This window comes from Lysinibacillus sp. FSL L8-0312, from assembly GCF_038003285.1.
GTDB lineage: Bacteria > Bacillota > Bacilli > Bacillales_A > Planococcaceae > Lysinibacillus > Lysinibacillus fusiformis_D.
In genome coordinates, this window is record NZ_JBBOOV010000001.1 from 68,907 (window position 1) to 84,999 (window position 16,093).

Annotated in this window: 15 protein-coding genes; 12 read left to right on the forward strand and 3 right to left on the reverse strand. The window is 39.5% G+C overall.

All coding sequences use genetic code 11. The annotated features are described in order from the left end of the window. Positions 1 to 355: 355 nt before the first annotated feature. From panB to MHI22_RS00445, 11 genes are all read left to right on the forward strand, one after another. On the forward strand, positions 356 to 1,195 hold the full coding sequence (gene panB, locus MHI22_RS00395) for a 3-methyl-2-oxobutanoate hydroxymethyltransferase (protein WP_271912793.1): 840 nt from the start codon (positions 356 to 358) through the stop codon (positions 1,193 to 1,195). Further along, positions 1,192 to 2,046, forward strand: coding sequence for a pantoate--beta-alanine ligase (gene panC / locus MHI22_RS00400; RefSeq protein ID WP_036124514.1), 855 nt, complete (start codon positions 1,192 to 1,194; stop codon positions 2,044 to 2,046). The genes panB and panC overlap by 4 nt, the downstream gene beginning before the upstream one ends. A 2-nt stretch (positions 2,047 to 2,048) precedes the next feature. Further along, positions 2,049 to 2,432: an aspartate 1-decarboxylase gene (gene panD / locus MHI22_RS00405; RefSeq protein WP_036124512.1), complete on the forward strand. Its 384-nt coding sequence runs from the start codon at positions 2,049 to 2,051 to the stop codon at positions 2,430 to 2,432. A gap of 264 nt (positions 2,433 to 2,696) precedes the next feature. Further along, positions 2,697 to 4,802: a 5'-nucleotidase C-terminal domain-containing protein gene (locus MHI22_RS00410; protein ID WP_036124509.1), complete on the forward strand. Its 2,106-nt coding sequence runs from the start codon at positions 2,697 to 2,699 to the stop codon at positions 4,800 to 4,802. 180 nt (positions 4,803 to 4,982) lie between these two features. Next, entirely contained in the window at positions 4,983 to 7,754 is a 2,772-nt protein-coding gene (dinG, locus tag MHI22_RS00415; protein ID WP_271912797.1) for an ATP-dependent DNA helicase DinG, read from the forward strand. A gap of 168 nt (positions 7,755 to 7,922) precedes the next feature. Further along, positions 7,923 to 8,045 (forward strand): hypothetical protein, encoded by a 123-nt coding sequence (locus MHI22_RS00420; RefSeq protein ID WP_255358821.1) that lies wholly within the window; start codon positions 7,923 to 7,925, stop codon positions 8,043 to 8,045. A gap of 174 nt (positions 8,046 to 8,219) precedes the next feature. Continuing rightward, positions 8,220 to 8,987, forward strand: a complete 768-nt coding sequence (locus tag MHI22_RS00425) for an isocitrate lyase/PEP mutase family protein (RefSeq protein WP_340810784.1) — start codon at positions 8,220 to 8,222, stop codon at positions 8,985 to 8,987. Between the two features lie 25 nt (positions 8,988 to 9,012). Then, a complete protein-coding gene (locus MHI22_RS00430) occupies positions 9,013 to 9,570 on the forward strand; it encodes a bifunctional transcriptional activator/DNA repair enzyme AdaA (RefSeq protein ID WP_036125187.1) in 558 nt (185 codons plus the stop codon). Between the two features lie 14 nt (positions 9,571 to 9,584). After that, the gene (locus MHI22_RS00435; RefSeq protein WP_058844637.1) at positions 9,585 to 10,490 is read left to right on the forward strand and encodes a DNA-3-methyladenine glycosylase family protein; all 906 of its coding nucleotides are present in this window, start codon (positions 9,585 to 9,587) and stop codon (positions 10,488 to 10,490) included. Beyond that, complete coding sequence (locus tag MHI22_RS00440; RefSeq protein ID WP_058844636.1) at positions 10,487 to 10,972, forward strand: methylated-DNA--[protein]-cysteine S-methyltransferase; 486 nt, start codon at positions 10,487 to 10,489, stop codon at positions 10,970 to 10,972. Before MHI22_RS00435 ends, MHI22_RS00440 begins: the two co-directional genes overlap by 4 nt. A gap of 198 nt (positions 10,973 to 11,170) precedes the next feature. After that, positions 11,171 to 11,500, forward strand: a complete 330-nt coding sequence (locus MHI22_RS00445) for a DUF378 domain-containing protein (protein ID WP_058844635.1) — start codon at positions 11,171 to 11,173, stop codon at positions 11,498 to 11,500. A gap of 107 nt (positions 11,501 to 11,607) precedes the next feature. Here the strand turns inward: MHI22_RS00445 and MHI22_RS00450 are convergent, their stop codons facing one another. Both MHI22_RS00450 and MHI22_RS00455 read right to left on the reverse strand, forming a co-directional pair. Then, on the reverse strand, positions 11,608 to 13,128 hold the full coding sequence (locus tag MHI22_RS00450; protein ID WP_058844634.1) for a CoA-acylating methylmalonate-semialdehyde dehydrogenase: 1,521 nt from the start codon (positions 13,126 to 13,128) through the stop codon (positions 11,608 to 11,610). Positions 13,129 to 13,141: 13 nt separating this feature from the next. Then, positions 13,142 to 14,503 carry an aspartate aminotransferase family protein gene (locus MHI22_RS00455; protein ID WP_058844633.1) on the reverse strand — a complete coding sequence of 454 codons (1,362 nt, stop codon included), beginning with the start codon at positions 14,501 to 14,503 and terminating at the stop codon, positions 13,142 to 13,144. A 36-nt stretch (positions 14,504 to 14,539) separates the two neighbouring features. Between MHI22_RS00455 and MHI22_RS00460 the strand changes: the two genes are divergently transcribed. Then, positions 14,540 to 14,755 (forward strand): hypothetical protein, encoded by a 216-nt coding sequence (locus MHI22_RS00460; protein WP_036118696.1) that lies wholly within the window; start codon positions 14,540 to 14,542, stop codon positions 14,753 to 14,755. 119 nt (positions 14,756 to 14,874) lie between these two features. Here MHI22_RS00460 and MHI22_RS00465 read toward each other — a convergent pair whose 3' ends face one another. Beyond that, positions 14,875 to 16,044, reverse strand: a complete 1,170-nt coding sequence (locus tag MHI22_RS00465) for a PucR family transcriptional regulator (RefSeq protein WP_036118693.1) — start codon at positions 16,042 to 16,044, stop codon at positions 14,875 to 14,877. Between the last annotated feature and the right edge of the window lie 49 nt (positions 16,045 to 16,093).

A 16,093-nucleotide genomic window follows, 5' to 3' on the forward strand; every position in this document is an offset into this window, starting at 1 on the left:
GTATAGCATTAATTGTCAATTCTAATAAAAGATAAATTTTACCAATGTCGTTAAACGATGATATTGTAAAAAAATAATATTTGAAGATTAGTAGGAGAATCTGTTATAGTATGAGCTGAAGGGCAGTATCCATTGTGAACGGCACCTTCAAAAGCGCAAGATCCCATATTAACCAATATCTGCCTTGATCTTTTTAGACAGGGACGGAAGAAAACGATACGTTCAAATAGCTTTCTTTTTGTAAGCTATTGCCTCTTGATGAGGTTTTTCCAATGAACGAAACACTACCCTTCTGTCCTTTTTCGGCACAGAGGGGTTTTTCTGTTTTCTTCCCTTAAAAAAGGAGGACTACAACATGAAAACGACGACAGATTTTTTAAAGATGAAAGCAGCAGGCGAAAAAATCGTAATGGTGACGGCCTATGATTATCCGGCTGCTACATTCGCTGAAGACGCTGGTGTCGATATGATACTGGTCGGTGATTCACTTGGAATGGTCGTGCTTGGCTATGATTCTACAATGCCAGTGACTGTAGCGGATATGATTCATCATGCTAAAGCGGTTCGACGTGGAGCAAAGGATACGTTTATGGTCGTGGATATGCCATTCGGTTCTTATCATGGCGATGTCAATGAAACATTAACAACAGCCATTGCGATGATGCAACAAACTGGGGCTGATGCCTTAAAGGTAGAGGGAGCGGGTGAGGTTATTGCTGTCATTCGTAAATTAACATCAGCTGGTATTCCTGTCGTTGCTCATTTAGGTTTATTGCCACAGTCAGCAGGGGTGCTAGGCGGTTATAAAGTACAAGGAAAAACGGCTGAACAGGCTGCCACGTTAATTGAAGAAGCAAAACAATGCGAAGAAGCGGGTGCTTGTGCAGTCGTATTAGAATGTATCCCTCACCAGCTGACTGAGGTTGTCTCCGCTAGTTTAATGATTCCGACCATTGGCATTGGTGCAGGAGTAGAAGCTGATGGACAAGTGCTGGTGTATCATGACATGTTAAGCTACGGCTCACATCATGTGCCGAAGTTTGTTCAACAATTTGCCGATATGGGCAAAGAAGCAAGCGCTGGCATGGTTCGCTATGTTGAAGCTGTGAAAGCAGGTACTTTCCCTGCACCAAAGCATTTCTTTACGATGAAAGAAGAAGCATTAGATAAGTTATATGGGGGCGTCCAAGCATGAGAGTCGTAACTACCATACAAGCATTAGCTGAAGAAATAAACGCAGCCAAGCAGGCTCATCAAACCATTGGACTTGTTCCGACGATGGGCTATTTACATGAAGGTCATTTAACATTGGCACAAACAGCTCGTGCTGAAAATGATGTAGTCGTTATGAGTATATTCGTCAACCCAACACAATTTGGACCAAATGAAGATTTTGAAAGCTATCCTCGTGATTTACCTAGAGATACTGCATTGGCACAGTCTGTTGGTGTTGATATTATGTTTGCACCAAGTGTGGAAGAAATGTATCCCCACGATGGTGGCATCCGTATACAGGCTGGTGAGCAAGCAACCATTCTTTGTGGTGCGAGTCGTCCAGGCCATTTTGATGGCGTGTTACAGATTGTCTCGAAATTATTTCACTTAGCACAACCAACTCGGGCTTATTTTGGACAAAAGGATGCACAGCAAGTTGCCATTATTGCAACGATGGTACGTGATTTTAATTTCCCATTAGAAATACGTGTTGTCCCAATTGTCCGTGAGGAAGACGGTTTAGCGAAATCTTCTCGCAATGTCTATTTAAGTGAGACAGAGCGACAGGAGGCCCCAGCCATCTATGAAGCATTACAATTGGCACGTGATAGCTTTCTAGCGAATGGTGATGCTGTGCGTGCACTGGCTAAAGCAAAAGCTCATATTCATGCACGAACGCATGGTCAGATTGACTATATCCAAATATTAGCTTACCCAGATTTAACACCCGTGACTGCTACGACACAGCAAGCTCTGTTGGCAGCAGCTGTCTATATAGGTAAAACACGCTTAATCGATAATTGTATCTTTACTGTGAAAGAAGGACTGTAAATATGTTACGTATGATGATGAATAGTAAAATCCACCGTGCAACAGTGACACAGGCGGATTTAAATTACGTCGGCTCCATAACAATTGATGAAGATATTTTAGATGCAGTAGGTATGCTAGCAAATGAAAAAGTACATGTCGTGAATAATAATAATGGTGCTCGTTTTGAAACATATATCATTGCTGGTGAACGAGGTTCAGGCGTAATTTGTGTGAATGGTGCAGCAGCGCGACTTGTGCAACGTGGCGATATTGTGATCATTATTTCCTATGTCTATGTGGATAATCATGAAGCCAAAGAGCATAAACCAACAGTGGCCATTATGGGAGAGGGCAATACTATTAAAGAAATGATTGCACATGAGCCAGAAGCAACAGTGATGTAGTGAAGTGAGTAGCATTCATTAAGATGGACGCAGCAATTTATAATTTGATATTAGATAGGAGGATGGCAAAGTATAGCCGATCCTCCTTTTTTCTGTATTCGTATCCATTACAAAAGTTTTGGAAAAATTTTTCTTTTCTTACTATTAAACTAGTTTTAAGATTATAATTTTGTAAAAAAATTCGAATGTTCTAGTATTTTGTGTCATATTTATGTAGAATTTAGTTGTTAGTACATCATTTTACTAGTGGAGGTATCATTTGTAATGGAAAATAAACGTAACAAATTTTTAACAGCAACTGCCGCAGCGTTAGCTGTAACAGCGGTAGCAGTAGCACCAGTATCGGCAGCAAGTCCTTTTTCAGATGTAAAAGAAAGTCATGCAGACTTTGATGGCATCGCTACTCTTTATGCAGCGGGGATTATTAGCGGATACCCAGATGGTACATTTAAACCTGATACAAATGTCACACGTGGACAAGCTGCTAAAATGATTGCAGGTGCCTTAAAGCTGGATACGAAAGATGTTGAGAATCCTAACTTTACGGATATTGGTGCATCCAATCCATATTATGGTTCCATTGCAGCGCTTGTAGAGCTAAAAGTTATTTCAGGCTATGGGGACAAAACATTCCGTCCAAACCAAACAATTACACATGGTGATTTAGCAAAAATCTTGTCGTCTATTCCAACATTACCAGAGCTAGAAAGTGTAAAAAACCATGCGGCTAGCGAAAATGTTACACGTGGACAGCTAGCAACTGTGATTGCAGAAGCCCTAACAAAATCAACGCCAGAAGATGGATTTACTTTATCAATTTTACATGTAAATGATACACACGCTCGTGCAAATGAACTACCTAAATTAGCAACAGCTGTAAAGGAGCAACGTGCAGCAAAGGAGAATGTTCTAACATTACACGCTGGTGATGCATTTAGCGGTACACTATACTTTAACGAATTCCATGGACAAGCAGACTTAGCATTATTAAATGAAATCGGCTTTGACGCCATGGTATTTGGTAACCACGAATTTGATTTAGGTTCATCACCTGAAGGCCATCAAGCACTAGTAGACTTTATTAAAGGTGCTAAATTCCCATTTGTGGATGCCAATACAGATTTCTCAGCAGATGACAAATTCACTGGTTTATTTACAGATTTAATTTCAAGTGAGCCTGAAAACGGTAAAATTTATTCAGGTATCGTGAAAGAAATCAATGGAGAAAAAGTAGGTATTTTCGGCTTAACGACAGAAGAAACGAAAGATATTGCTTCTCCAAACAAAGTGAAATTTACAAACTATATCGAGGAAGCGGAAAAAGCAGTGGCTGCCTTTGAAGGAATGGGCGTCAACAAAATTATCGCTTTAACACATATCGGTTATAATGATAACCCTAATGTGGATAATGATATTTTACTAGCACAAAACGTACCAGGCATTGATGTCATTGTTGGTGGTCATGATCATACAAAATTAGAGGAACCATTTGTAGTTGACACAAACACTGTTGGCGAAGCAAAAGATGCTACATTAATTGTACAAGCAAATGAGTATGTAAAATATTTAGGTACACTCGATGTAACATTTGATGGAGATGGTGTTGTCACAAAGTATAAAGGTGAATTAATTGACCTTGGTAAAGTAGCGGAAGATAAGAAATTAGTGAAGCTGCTTGCACCATATAAAGCAAAAGTAGATGAAGTGAACAACAAAGAAATTGGTGTAACACTGAAAGAAGCATTAGCCAACCCTCGTTCAAGTGAAACTAGTCTTGAAAGTGTGCGTAGCAATGAAACAGCTCTAGGTAATATTATTACTGATGGTATGTTAGCAAAAGCACAAAAATTTACAGATAAAACAGTTGTAATGGCATTGCAAAACGGAGGAGGTATCCGAGAAGCAATTCCAGCAGGTAATATTACTGTTGGTCAGGTTATTACAGTCTTACCATTTGGTAATACATTAGCATTAATGGACGCAACTGGTGCTGAGCTAAAAGCTGCGTTTGAAGTATCATTGAAAAATGTACCGAATGAAAATGGTGGCTTCCTGCACATCGCTGGGGCAAAATTACAATATGATTCATCGAAAGAAGCAGGCTCACGTGTTGTATCTGTGGAGTACTTCGACAAAGCGACAGGTAAGTACGTTCCGTTGCAGGATGATAAACGGTATACAGTAGCAACGAATGCATACACGGCTAAAGGTGGAGATGGCTTTGATATGTTTGCGAAAGCATATGAAGAAGGTCGTGTTACAGATTTAGGCTTGTCTGACTGGGAAAACCTTCAAGAGCAATTACTATCCCTAAAAGAAGTGAAAACAACAACAGAAGGTCGTATTGTTGACCTAGCTAAAAAACAATAAACTTCTGATTGATTAGGTAAACAGGTAATCGTATTTTCTTTTACGCAACCTTAGGGGCTTCCTCTAAGGTTGCGTTTTTTGTATGGATGAAGTGGCTCACCGAAGGAGGAGAAAGGATGCCGTAAAGACAAATCTATGATAAAATTCAACTTATCTAATGTGAACTGTGAGTTGAGATGTATGATGGAAAGTCAAAAATATGCAATTGTAGATTTGGAGACAACTGGTCATTCACCAGCAAATGGAGACCGGATGATTCAAATCGCGATTGTTATTATGAAAGATTGGGAAATTGAGCGTACCTATACGAAGTTCATTAATCCAGGAAAAACCATTCCATCTTTCATTCAAGATTTAACGCATATCACGGATGAAGATGTTAAGGATGCCTTACCATTTGAGGCACATGCGGATTACATATATGAACTCTTAACTGATTGTGTGTTTGTCGCACATAATGCAGATTTTGACTTATCCTTTTTACAAGCAGAATTTAAACGTGCCGGACTATTGAAGTGGCAGGGTAAAAAAATGGATACGGTGGAGCTAGCTAAAATTTTGTTTCCGATGTCCCTCAGCTTTAAGCTAGGGGATTTAGCAGCAGATTTAAATATCGAGCTAGCCAATGCACATCGAGCAGACGACGATGCTCTTGCTACGGCAGAGCTATTCAAATATTGCTGGAAGGAGCTGTTAAATCTCCCACAGCTAACGCTAGAGCAGATGCACAAGCGTTCATTTCGCATGAAATCAAATATTGCTCAGCTTTTTTTCGAGGCATTACAAATTAAACGTCAGCATCTGACAGGTCATGAAAATGTGCATTATTACCGCAATTTTGCCATTTGTAATGGTCGTAATCAGCATGAGAATGAATCACAAACGATGGACTATCCGCAAACGGTGGATGAAAAAAAGGCATTCATGGCAAAGGCACTCCCAAATTTTGAGGTAAGACCTGCACAATTTGAGATGATGGACACGATTTGGCAGGCATTACATGAACAAAAAGAGTGTGTGATTGAAGCTTCTACAGGTATTGGCAAAACCGCTGGCTATTTACTTCCTGCGATTTTGTATGCACGAGCTGTCCATAAAAAGATAGCCATTAGCACCTATACTTCTCATCTACAGGAACAGCTTGTAGAGGAAGAGCTACCTAAGATTGAAAAAATTCTTGGGACAAAAGTGAATTTATGTGTGCTAAAGGGAATGCAACATTACATTGATCTGGAACGCTTTGAGCAATGTATGGCCCATGCTGATGAATCCTATGATGATACATTTACTATTTTACAAATACTTGTTTGGCTGACAAAAACAGAGACAGGTGTGTTAAGTGAGCTCAATGTTTCTGGTGGCGGCCAACTGTTTTTAGAGAAAATCCGCAAAATACCGAGTGACAAGCCTTCAAAGGGCTTTGATTTCTATGAACGAGCGTTAAAGAATAGCACTGTTGCGGACTGTATTGTGACGAATCATGCCATGGTATTGAGCGATTTAGTGCGTCAAACACCGCTCTTTACACAAATTGATGGCTGGATTATGGATGAGGCACATCAATTTATTCAGGCAGCAATGCAGCAAGATGAGGTTGTCTTCTCCTATACACAATGGAAGTATATTTTCGGCCAAATCGGCACGATGGAGGACAGTGCTTTATTTCAACAGTTTTGCCAGGCAGCAAAGAAAAAACAGCGAGTAGCTATGCAAAATTTACAGCGACTGGATGCACAATTTATCCGTCTACAACGAACATTTGATGAAACAATTCAGCAAGCGATTCAAAAAATGCAACAGCAAGTTAAAGGGAAGCAAACTGGTAGTAAATGTACCTTGTTTTTAGAGGATGTTTCATTGGCGAAAGAGCCATTTGCACTAGTCAGTAAACTGACACAGCAATGGTTGGATCTAGCTAGTGGAATTACGCAGGCTTTCGAAAATAATATCGAGCAATTAGATAAAAATGACCTTTTTGTATTGTCTGAATGGCAGTATTGGATTCGAGAAGTGAAAATAAAAATTGCAGAATGGGAAGATATTTTTCTCTCCCCGCAGGATGGCAATTCTGTTTGGTTAGAATTTGATGTACGAAGTGTTCCAGGCAGTCTCCATGTCTTTAAAAAGCCCGTCAATGTCACACCAATTATTGAACAAGTGTTAGCACCTCTACGTCAGCAAGCAAGTATTGTTTGGACATCAGGTACATTAACGGTACCTGGCAATGAACGTTTTATTACACGTCAGCTAGGCATCTCAAATGAAGTCAAAGTTATGAAACTACAAGCACCACCAGCCTATTATGCGGGCGCTAAGGCATTTATTGTAACTGATATGCCAGATATTCAGCATGTCAGCCAAGAAGAATACATTGAGGCTGTTGCCCATGCTATTACACGGACAGTTCGTATGACAGAGGGGCGTTGCTTTGTGCTCTTTACGGCACAGGATATGCTACGAAAAACGGTCGAGCTTATTCAAGATAGTGAGCTTTTAGATGACTATATGCTTTTTGCACAAGGTGTGACAGGCGGTAGCCGTATGCGCATTTTAAAATCATTCCAAAAATTTAGCCATGCCGTGCTTTTTGGCACAAATAGCTTTTGGGAGGGTGTGGATGTGCCAGGGGATGCCCTTGCCTCTGTCATTGTCGTACGCCTACCATTTTCTTCACCAGAAGAGCCCGTCTTTAAAGCGAGAGCAAAGCATCTAACAGCTCAAGGCCGTAATTCCTTTACAGAGCTTTCCTTACCAGAGGCCATTATGCGCTTTAAGCAAGGCTTTGGTCGATTAATTCGTTCTTCACAAGATAAAGGTGCGTTCATTGTACTAGATCGTCGTATTACTAGTAAGTCCTATGGAAAAGAGTTTATTAAGGCATTACCGCCCATCGACGTAAGGAAATTACAGCTACCCGAATTGTTAAAAGAACTAAATCATTGGCAAAAATAACAGTAACCCCTTTTAGCATAAGCTAGAAGGGGTTTTACTATTGTATTGAGGGGTTTGATAATATTATTTTGCTATCATAATCACTGTTGCTTATTTTTATTTTACACATAAAAAAAGGTTGGCGTTTCGAACAATCTCAGTAATATAGTTCATGACGATTTCCGTTGCTTGTTGAACATCATAGCCATTATTGGGTTTATTACAGTGGTCATTTGGCAACGTGTAACGAAAGAAAAACGACAAGAGATTGCCTTCCAGCGTAAGCATGCAAAGGAACAGGTGCTTACTTAATGTAGTTTGATTTGAAATAACATGAAAAGACGTCAGGACAAAGCGATTGTTTTGGACGTCTTTTTTGTATGCCCCTATTGCGTCCAACGAGACCATAATAGCAAGATTGAGGACGAAATAAGTGGAGAATTCCTGATAATATGAGGTCAATCAAACAGTATGGAGGCTTTCGCTATGTCAAAAATTCAGGAATTCAATGATTTACATTGTTCACAAGAGCTGTTGTTTTTAGGAAATGCTTGGGATGTATTATCGGCATTAGCATTAGAAAAAGCAGGTTTTCAGGCGATTGGCACAACTAGCTGGGGTATAGCGAATTCATTAGGCTATGCTGACGGTGAATGGATAGACTTTCAACACCATCTAAATATTATTCAAGCTATTGCAGAGCAGGTGAACATCCCCGTATCTGCGGATATTGAAGCGGGGTATGGTCATGATGAACAAAGTATTATCGACAATGTGTTAAGAACAGCTGATGTTGGAGTAGCAGGAATTAACATCGAGGATTCCTTTAAAAAGCAAACTGGATTAAGAAATATAACAAAACACTGTCACCTGCTAACAAATATGAGGGCAAGGCTAGATAATCATGGCTATAAAGATTTCTTTATTAATGCAAGAACAGATACGTATTTGCTGCTAAAGCATCCGTTCGAGGAAACCATGATGAGAGCACAAGCTTATAGCGAGAGCGGAGCAAGTGGGGTCTTTATCCCAGGCTTAATAGATATCAATGAAATAAGTGCTATCACAAGCAATGTAGATGCACCCATCAATCTTCTTTCTTTACCAGGATTGACAAATTGCCAACTATTAAAAGAATTAGGGGTAAGGCGTTTGAGCTTTGGCAATGCACTTTCAGATAAAATCATTGCCTATTTATCACAGCATGCTGCACAATTAGTAAAAGACCAAGATACTTCTTCTTTATATGTGTAATCTATGAAATCGAGGTGGTTCATTCGTGGACAATCCAATCAATTTATCCTTTGAGGAAAAGTGGGAAAAAATCATAGCATGTGATCAAACCTATGATGGGCTATTTTATACGGCAGTTAAAACCACTAAAATATATTGCCGTCCTTCCTGTAAATCAAGAAAACCGAAAAAGGTGAATGTTGAATTTTATGAAGATATTCAAGAAGTAGAAGCAGCCGGGTATCGTGCATGTAAACGTTGTCAGCCTGAAATCGAACATTCACCACATACCCAATTGATTAAAAATATTACAGCATTTATCATCAACGAGTATAAACAAAAGCTGACATTACAGGATATGGCGGCGCATGTCGGCATCAGTCCATTTCATCTTGAACGATTATTTAAACAAGAAACAGAAGAGACTCCCAGAACATATCTAGAAAAAATAAGAATTGATAAAGCTGCCCACTTATTAAAGCATACAGATGCTACAAATTTAGAAATTTGCTATGAAGTAGGATTTCAAAGTCCATCCAATTTTTATAAAGTTTTTCGACGGTTGAAAAATTGTTCACCTACACAATATCGACACCTTTCATAGAAAGGAGACCTATTATGAATTGGATAAATGCCGATTGTTATGTAGTCATCGAACCACCAAAAGAATTCAATTATATGGAATGTTTGCTGTTCTTAAAGCGCTCCAATCAAGAAAATTTGCATCATATAAAAAAGGACACACTCTTCAAATTATTAAAGATAAATGAACGGCTTATTTTATGTACCGTCACCGAGCAAGACAATAAAATAAAAGTATCCTTTCTGATGAATCAGCCAGCTGTCCATGAACGAGCAATCATCGTACAATATATAATAGAGTGGTTTGATTTAAACAGGAACTTGCAGGACTATTACCAGATGGCTGAACAGGATCCCATCTTATGTTCACTTACGAAAAAATATAGTGGATTACGTTTAATCGGAATTCCTGATTTATTTGAAGCACTGGTGTGGGCTATTATTGGACAACAAATCAATTTAACATTCGCTTATACGTTAAAAAAACGATTTGTAGAACATTTTGGAGAGCATGTTCACTTTAAGGGACAAAGCTACTGGCTCTTTCCGACACCAGAAAAAATAGCAGCCATTCAGGTAGAGGACTTGAGAAGCCTTCAATTTACATTGAGGAAATCAGAGTACATTATTGATATTGCGAAAAGTATAGCAAATGGCCAATTGACAAAAGATTTATTGCGTCAAAAAGACAGCTACGAGGATATGAAAAAAAGTTTAATGGCTATTCGAGGCATTGGTGCATGGACAGCCGACTATGTGTTGATGAAATGTTTACAAGAGCCATCCGCTTTCCCCATTGCGGATGTTGGATTGCATAATGCAATAAAAACACAATTAGCATTAGAGCGAAAACCAACGCTTGAGGAAATTCATCACTATGCGAAACATTGGCAAGGCTGGCAAGCTTATGCCACCTTTTATTTATGGAGGTCACTAATATGAAACGGTATAAATTAGATTACAAATCGCCCATTGGAATTATTGAAATCGAAGGTAGTGAAACAGCTATTGATGGGATTAATTTTGCAGAGCGAGGGGAGATTGTCAATGTCCCTCAACAAGATACTCCTCAAGTGCTACTAACATGTGCTAAGCAATTGCATGAGTATTTTATTGGTGAACGTCATGCATTTTCATTTCCCTACACCTTTAAAGGTACTGATTTTCAGCAAGCAGTTTGGCATGCCTTACCTAGTATAGGCTATGGTGAAACAGCTTCTTATAAAGATATTGCAATGGCCATTAATAATGAAAAAGCTGTAAGAGCTGTCGGTAGTGCCAATGGCAAAAATAACATAAGCATTGTTGTTCCTTGCCATCGAATTATTGGCTCCAATGGAACGTTGACAGGGTATGGTGGCGGGATGTGGCGCAAAGAATGGTTACTTCAGCATGAGCAAACCTATAAAAATCCATCCAAGTAATGTTCGTTCATCGTCGTACCTTTCTTTGGGATAATAGCATCACTGCAATTCCATGCTGTATAAAAAAGTAGTTATTGCAAAAAATAAGACCGTCAAAATGGCGGTTTTAATGACTAGTCTTTGTCATTTTATCGCTTCTTATGACATCTCCCTGCTGAAAATTTAGCTTGGAGTAAAGACGATAAAGGAGGTGTACGCATGAGCGTGCTTTATAGAATTGCCTTAGTATTAGTCATTATAGGTGCAATCAACTGGGGACTCATTGGATTCTTTAGATTTGATTTAGTTGCTTATTTGTTTGGTGGACAAACTGCGGTCTTATCTCGATGGATATATGCCCTTGTTGGACTTGCAGGTCTAATCACCATACCAATTCTTGTGAAACGATTTGAAGACGAGGATGATGTAGATACATTCACTCGTATGGACAGAAATCCTAGCTATGGCATGGAGGCTGGGGAGGAAGCGGATTTCACTGGAGTAACAAAGACAGAAGTGAAAAAAGTGGAGAAAAAAGAGAACGACTAATCAATCTGCAAAAACTGGTGACCAATTTGGTTCGTCAGTTTTTTTATATAGAGCAAAAACATTCGCATGGCTCCTTTAAGAAGCAACACGAATGTTTATTTTAGTGATTAGTCTTGATTACTCGGAAAAGCAAAGGATGAGGTTACATCATTTCCTTGTTCCACCCATCTTTCTGATATGGTTTTCGTTTTTGTGAAGAAACGTACTTGGTCAGGGCCAAACATATGCCCTTCACCGAATCTTGAACGTTTCCAGCCACCGAAATTGTGATAGCCTACTGGAATAGGAATGGGCACGTTGACACCTACCATTCCAACTTCAATTTCAGTGGTAAATTTCCGAGCAGCCGCACCATTGTTTGTAAAGATTGTCACACCATTCCCTAATTCATGGGCATTAATAAGAGCAATTGCCTCATCCAATGTAGCTACTCGAACAATATTCCGTGCAGGTCCAAATACTTCTTGCTCATAAATTTCCATCCCAGGCTTTACGTGATCGAGTAGGGTAGGACCCAAGTAGAAACCATTCGATTGCTTGGCGATATTAGGATTTCTTCCATCACAGACAATTGTAGCACCTTCTTCCACGCTACGATCGATAAAACCAATAATGGCATCCTTGGACTGCTGTGTAATAACTGGTCCAAAATCGACTTCGGAGTCTGTATACGGACCCACTTTTAATTTGGCAATTTTATCAGCAAGAATACTGACTAATTTATTGGCTGTATCCTCACCTACAGGAATAATAGTTGAAATCGCCATACAACGCTGAGAGGCAGCTCCAAAGGCAGCACCTAGAAAGGCATTGGCAACGTGCTCTAAGTCAGCATCTGGCATAACCACCATATTATTTTTACCACCACCTAACGCTGTCACACGTTTCCCATGTTTAGAGGCTGTGGCATAAATAGCTTCTGCGACGGGTGTAGAGCCGACAAAGGAAATTGCTTCAATGGCTGGGTTGCATAACAGCTCATTGACAGCCTCTTTATCGCCATTAATGACAGTCCAGACACCATCTGGTAAACCAGCTTCTTTCCATAGCTCTGATAAAAATAGAGCGGAGCAAGGAACACGCTCTGATGGCTTTAAAATCACACAATTTCCTACGGCTATCGCCATGCTTGTAATGGCTAGTGGAACCATGGCAGGGAAATTAAATGGCGAGATAGCCGCCACTACGCCTAATGGTACTTTCATCGAATAGGCATTGATATGACCACCTACATTAACGGAATATTCACCTTTTAGTAGATGTGGGGCATTAATAGCTAAATCTACTGACTCTAAACCTCGTGTAATTTCGCCTTTTGCATCCTCCATTGTTTTGCCACTTTCAGTACAGATCATATCGATTAACTCATCCATATTTTCTGTTAATAGTTGGCGAAACTTTAGGACGATTTCTGCTCGTTTCCCAATAGATAAAGCACGCCAAGCTGGGAAGGCAGCTTTGGCAGCAGTAATCGCTTCCTGCACCTCCGCTGTTGTTGCTAAAGGAACACGAGCGATGACAGTGCCAGTACTTGGGTTGTGAACATCTGATAACTGGCCACTTTTCCCTAAAATCGTTTGTCCATTGATAAAATGACCTAGCTCTTTTATGTCGGTATTCGTTACCATCTAGCTATTCCTCCTACAGTTTAATAGATTGTAATGCCTGCACAAATTTTTCAATAATAAAATCTTTCTCATCTGAGGAGATAATCAGTGGCGGAGATAATGTCAATACATTATTGAAACCTGCAACGGTTACACCATTTTTCCCAATGATTAATCCGAGTTCCTTACATTGCGCAATCACTTTGTTTACAAGCGTAACATCGAGTGGTGTTTTGCTGTCTTTATCTTGAACAAGCTCAACGCCAATCAATAAGCCTTTCCCACGAATATCCCCAACATATGGATGTTCCTTTAATTGCTCCTGTAAGGTAGCCAGAAGTGTTGCTCCTAGCGAAGCGGACTGGGCAAATAAATCTTCCCGCTCCATTATTTCAATATTTTTTAGTGCTACGGCACATGCCGCTGGTGATCCACCGAATGTGTTGACATGGCGGAAAAAGTCATATTCCTCACTCCCTGCAAAAGCCTCATAAATTTCACGGCGAACAGCTGTAGCTGACAGAGGCATATAAGCACTTGTTAAGCCTTTCGCCATTGTCACAATATCAGGCTGGATGCCGTAATTTTGAAATCCAAAAGCTTTGCCAGTACGTCCAAAACCACAAATTACTTCATCGACAATAAGCAATGCACCATGCTTTTCACAAATAGTTTTGACCCCTTGTAAGTAATGGTCATGGGGCATAAGCACGCCACCACCAGTGATGATCGGCTCCATAATGATAGCTGCAATGGAATCGGACATTTCCCATGTCATAAGATGATCAATCGCTTGAACGGATGGTAATGCACAAGGGTCCTTACTTTTAATATGGTCTTCATTTGCACGATACGTATCAGGCGGTGTGACATGAAGAAAACCAGGTGCCAGTGGCTCATATTTATATTTTCGCTGAGCTTGTCCAGTAGCTGCCAAAGCACCCATTGAGCTCCCATGATAGGCACGATAACGAGAAATAATTTTCGTTCGATTGGCATGACCTTTTTGTTGATGATATTGTCTAGCGATTTTGAAGGCAGCCTCATTTGCTTCAGAGCCACTATTGGAGAAAAAGACGACATAATCATCTTCTAAAAACTCACTAATTTTTTCGCTTAATTTAATGGCAGGGATATGCCCTACAGATAATGGTGTATACGTATTTTCAAGCAATTGCTCATAGGCAACTTTGGCAATGTCCTCTCGTCCATAGCCAACATTCACACACCATAAACCAGCCATAGCATCTAAATAGCGTTTTCCTTCAATGTCGGTAATCCATGCTCCTTTAGACGATTGGACAATCATCGTTGCATTCGGATTGTATGGCTTCATAGAGTGCCAAACAAATTGTTCATCTTTCACTTGCCAATTTGGGCTTGTTACATTAGTCACGAAGCTTCACTCCCTCTGTATAGGTGGTTGAATAGCATGCATATGTTTGTATCAGATGTGGACAACGAAAATGCACAGTTGACCCCATTTGTACTTTATATGTATGCCCTAAGTGTTTTAGAAGGGGTATTTATCTTGATTGAACTGAAGATTTCCTCCTACACTGAGGGAGATGAGTGTTTGCAGTGGGTGTTCAATCAATCGCTGAAAGAAAAGAACACCGTCAAAAAACACCACGTTCTGTGGCAATGACGGTGTGACCAATATCATGTTGCCTCACAATCTCAGGAGGATGTCGCAAATTTTGTAGCCGAGTTTTTTTGAAAAAATAGCAGAAGCAAAAAGATTGAAAAATCAGATAATTAAGTAATCTACTGATGTGTTAAAACATCCTCAATTAAAAAAGCAATATACAGGTTAGTTTTCGTAAAGGGATTACTTAAGTCCATGTCCAATAGCATTTCGATTTTCTTTATTTTATAAAGAACCGTATTACGATGAATAAATTGACGTTCACTAATCCTACTTGTACTGCCATTTTCCTCAACAAATATGCGTAAAAAAGGAACGTAATCTGTGTTGTGCAATTCATCATAGCGATAAAGCTGTCCTAAAATATCCTGACTGAAAGACTTCATCAAGGGCTGATTTTGCACAGCCATAAGTATTTTATAGGCACCAATTTCTTGATATTTGTATAAGTAACGGTTGTTATGAAGCTGTGCTAAATGAATGACAGTTAATGACTCATCATAGCTTTTACGAGCATTTTCTAGCTCTTTATAATAGTTCCCTTTTCCGATAATAATATCTAAGAAACCGTTTTTTAAGGTGATTTTTTCATAGATTTCTTCCACGACTTTTGAGAAGGGTACATTCGGTGTTATGATTTGAGCTTTATCAATTAGAAAAATGAGGTGATTTTTATGCTTTAATTTTAAGAAGCGTTGATAGCGATTTTGAAAAGCGAATTGCATCATCACCTCATAACGGTCAATAGAGGCTTGGGTGCCAATGGTTGTGCAAGTAATGATCGCTAATTCTCTCCCGTGGGGAAATCCTAGCTGTGCTAGTTGATCTTTCATCGTGTTAGCGTTTTGTTTGTAGTGAAATAGTAGATTGAAAAGTACCTTTTCTTCGATGGAGAGCTCTTGATGATGGTTGGCAATAAATTGAAAAGTAGTTTTTAATAGATCGGCAATACGATAATTCCATGGCATTTGAAAAATAGGGAAATCATGTTGATTAGCGAAAGAGATGACGGCTTCAGGAATATCAGGAATGAAAGGCCCTGTATTAATGATAAAGCCAGCTACTTTTTTGGTGTAGGCTTGTTTGACAAGCTGTTCTAAGGAAGCTGCTTGTGCATCTAAATGAATGCCTGTTGTGACGACTAATTCATTAGGTCTACAAAACATGATTAAATCACTGCTCTCCACAACGTTAATACCAGTAACTCTGCGATACGTACCACTATGTCCAGCGACTAATGTGAGCATTGGGAATTGAACACCCTCTACAATTTTACGAATCGTCCCCATATTTACCCCCCTTAATTATGAACATAACTTACCATATATGATGTGCAGT

Excerpts from the sequence above, each read along its gene's own strand:
- MHI22_RS00425 (WP_340810784.1), top strand. The coding sequence starts at position 8,220 with ATGTCAAAAATTCAGGAATTCAATGATTTACATTGTTCACAAGAGCTG.
- panB (WP_271912793.1), top strand. The coding sequence starts at position 356 with ATGAAAACGACGACAGATTTTTTAAAGATGAAAGCAGCAGGCGAAAAA.
- dinG (WP_271912797.1), top strand. The coding sequence starts at position 4,983 with ATGATGGAAAGTCAAAAATATGCAATTGTAGATTTGGAGACAACTGGT.
- MHI22_RS00465 (WP_036118693.1), bottom strand. The coding sequence starts at position 16,044 with ATGGGGACGATTCGTAAAATTGTAGAGGGTGTTCAATTCCCAATGCTC.
- MHI22_RS00460 (WP_036118696.1), top strand. The coding sequence starts at position 14,540 with ATGCATATGTTTGTATCAGATGTGGACAACGAAAATGCACAGTTGACC.
- MHI22_RS00440 (WP_058844636.1), top strand. The coding sequence starts at position 10,487 with ATGAAACGGTATAAATTAGATTACAAATCGCCCATTGGAATTATTGAA.
- panD (WP_036124512.1), top strand. The coding sequence starts at position 2,049 with ATGTTACGTATGATGATGAATAGTAAAATCCACCGTGCAACAGTGACA.
- panC (WP_036124514.1), top strand. The coding sequence starts at position 1,192 with ATGAGAGTCGTAACTACCATACAAGCATTAGCTGAAGAAATAAACGCA.
- MHI22_RS00435 (WP_058844637.1), top strand. The coding sequence starts at position 9,585 with ATGAATTGGATAAATGCCGATTGTTATGTAGTCATCGAACCACCAAAA.
- MHI22_RS00410 (WP_036124509.1), top strand. The coding sequence starts at position 2,697 with ATGGAAAATAAACGTAACAAATTTTTAACAGCAACTGCCGCAGCGTTA.
- MHI22_RS00445 (WP_058844635.1), top strand. The coding sequence starts at position 11,171 with ATGAGCGTGCTTTATAGAATTGCCTTAGTATTAGTCATTATAGGTGCA.
- MHI22_RS00450 (WP_058844634.1), bottom strand. The coding sequence starts at position 13,128 with ATGGTAACGAATACCGACATAAAAGAGCTAGGTCATTTTATCAATGGA.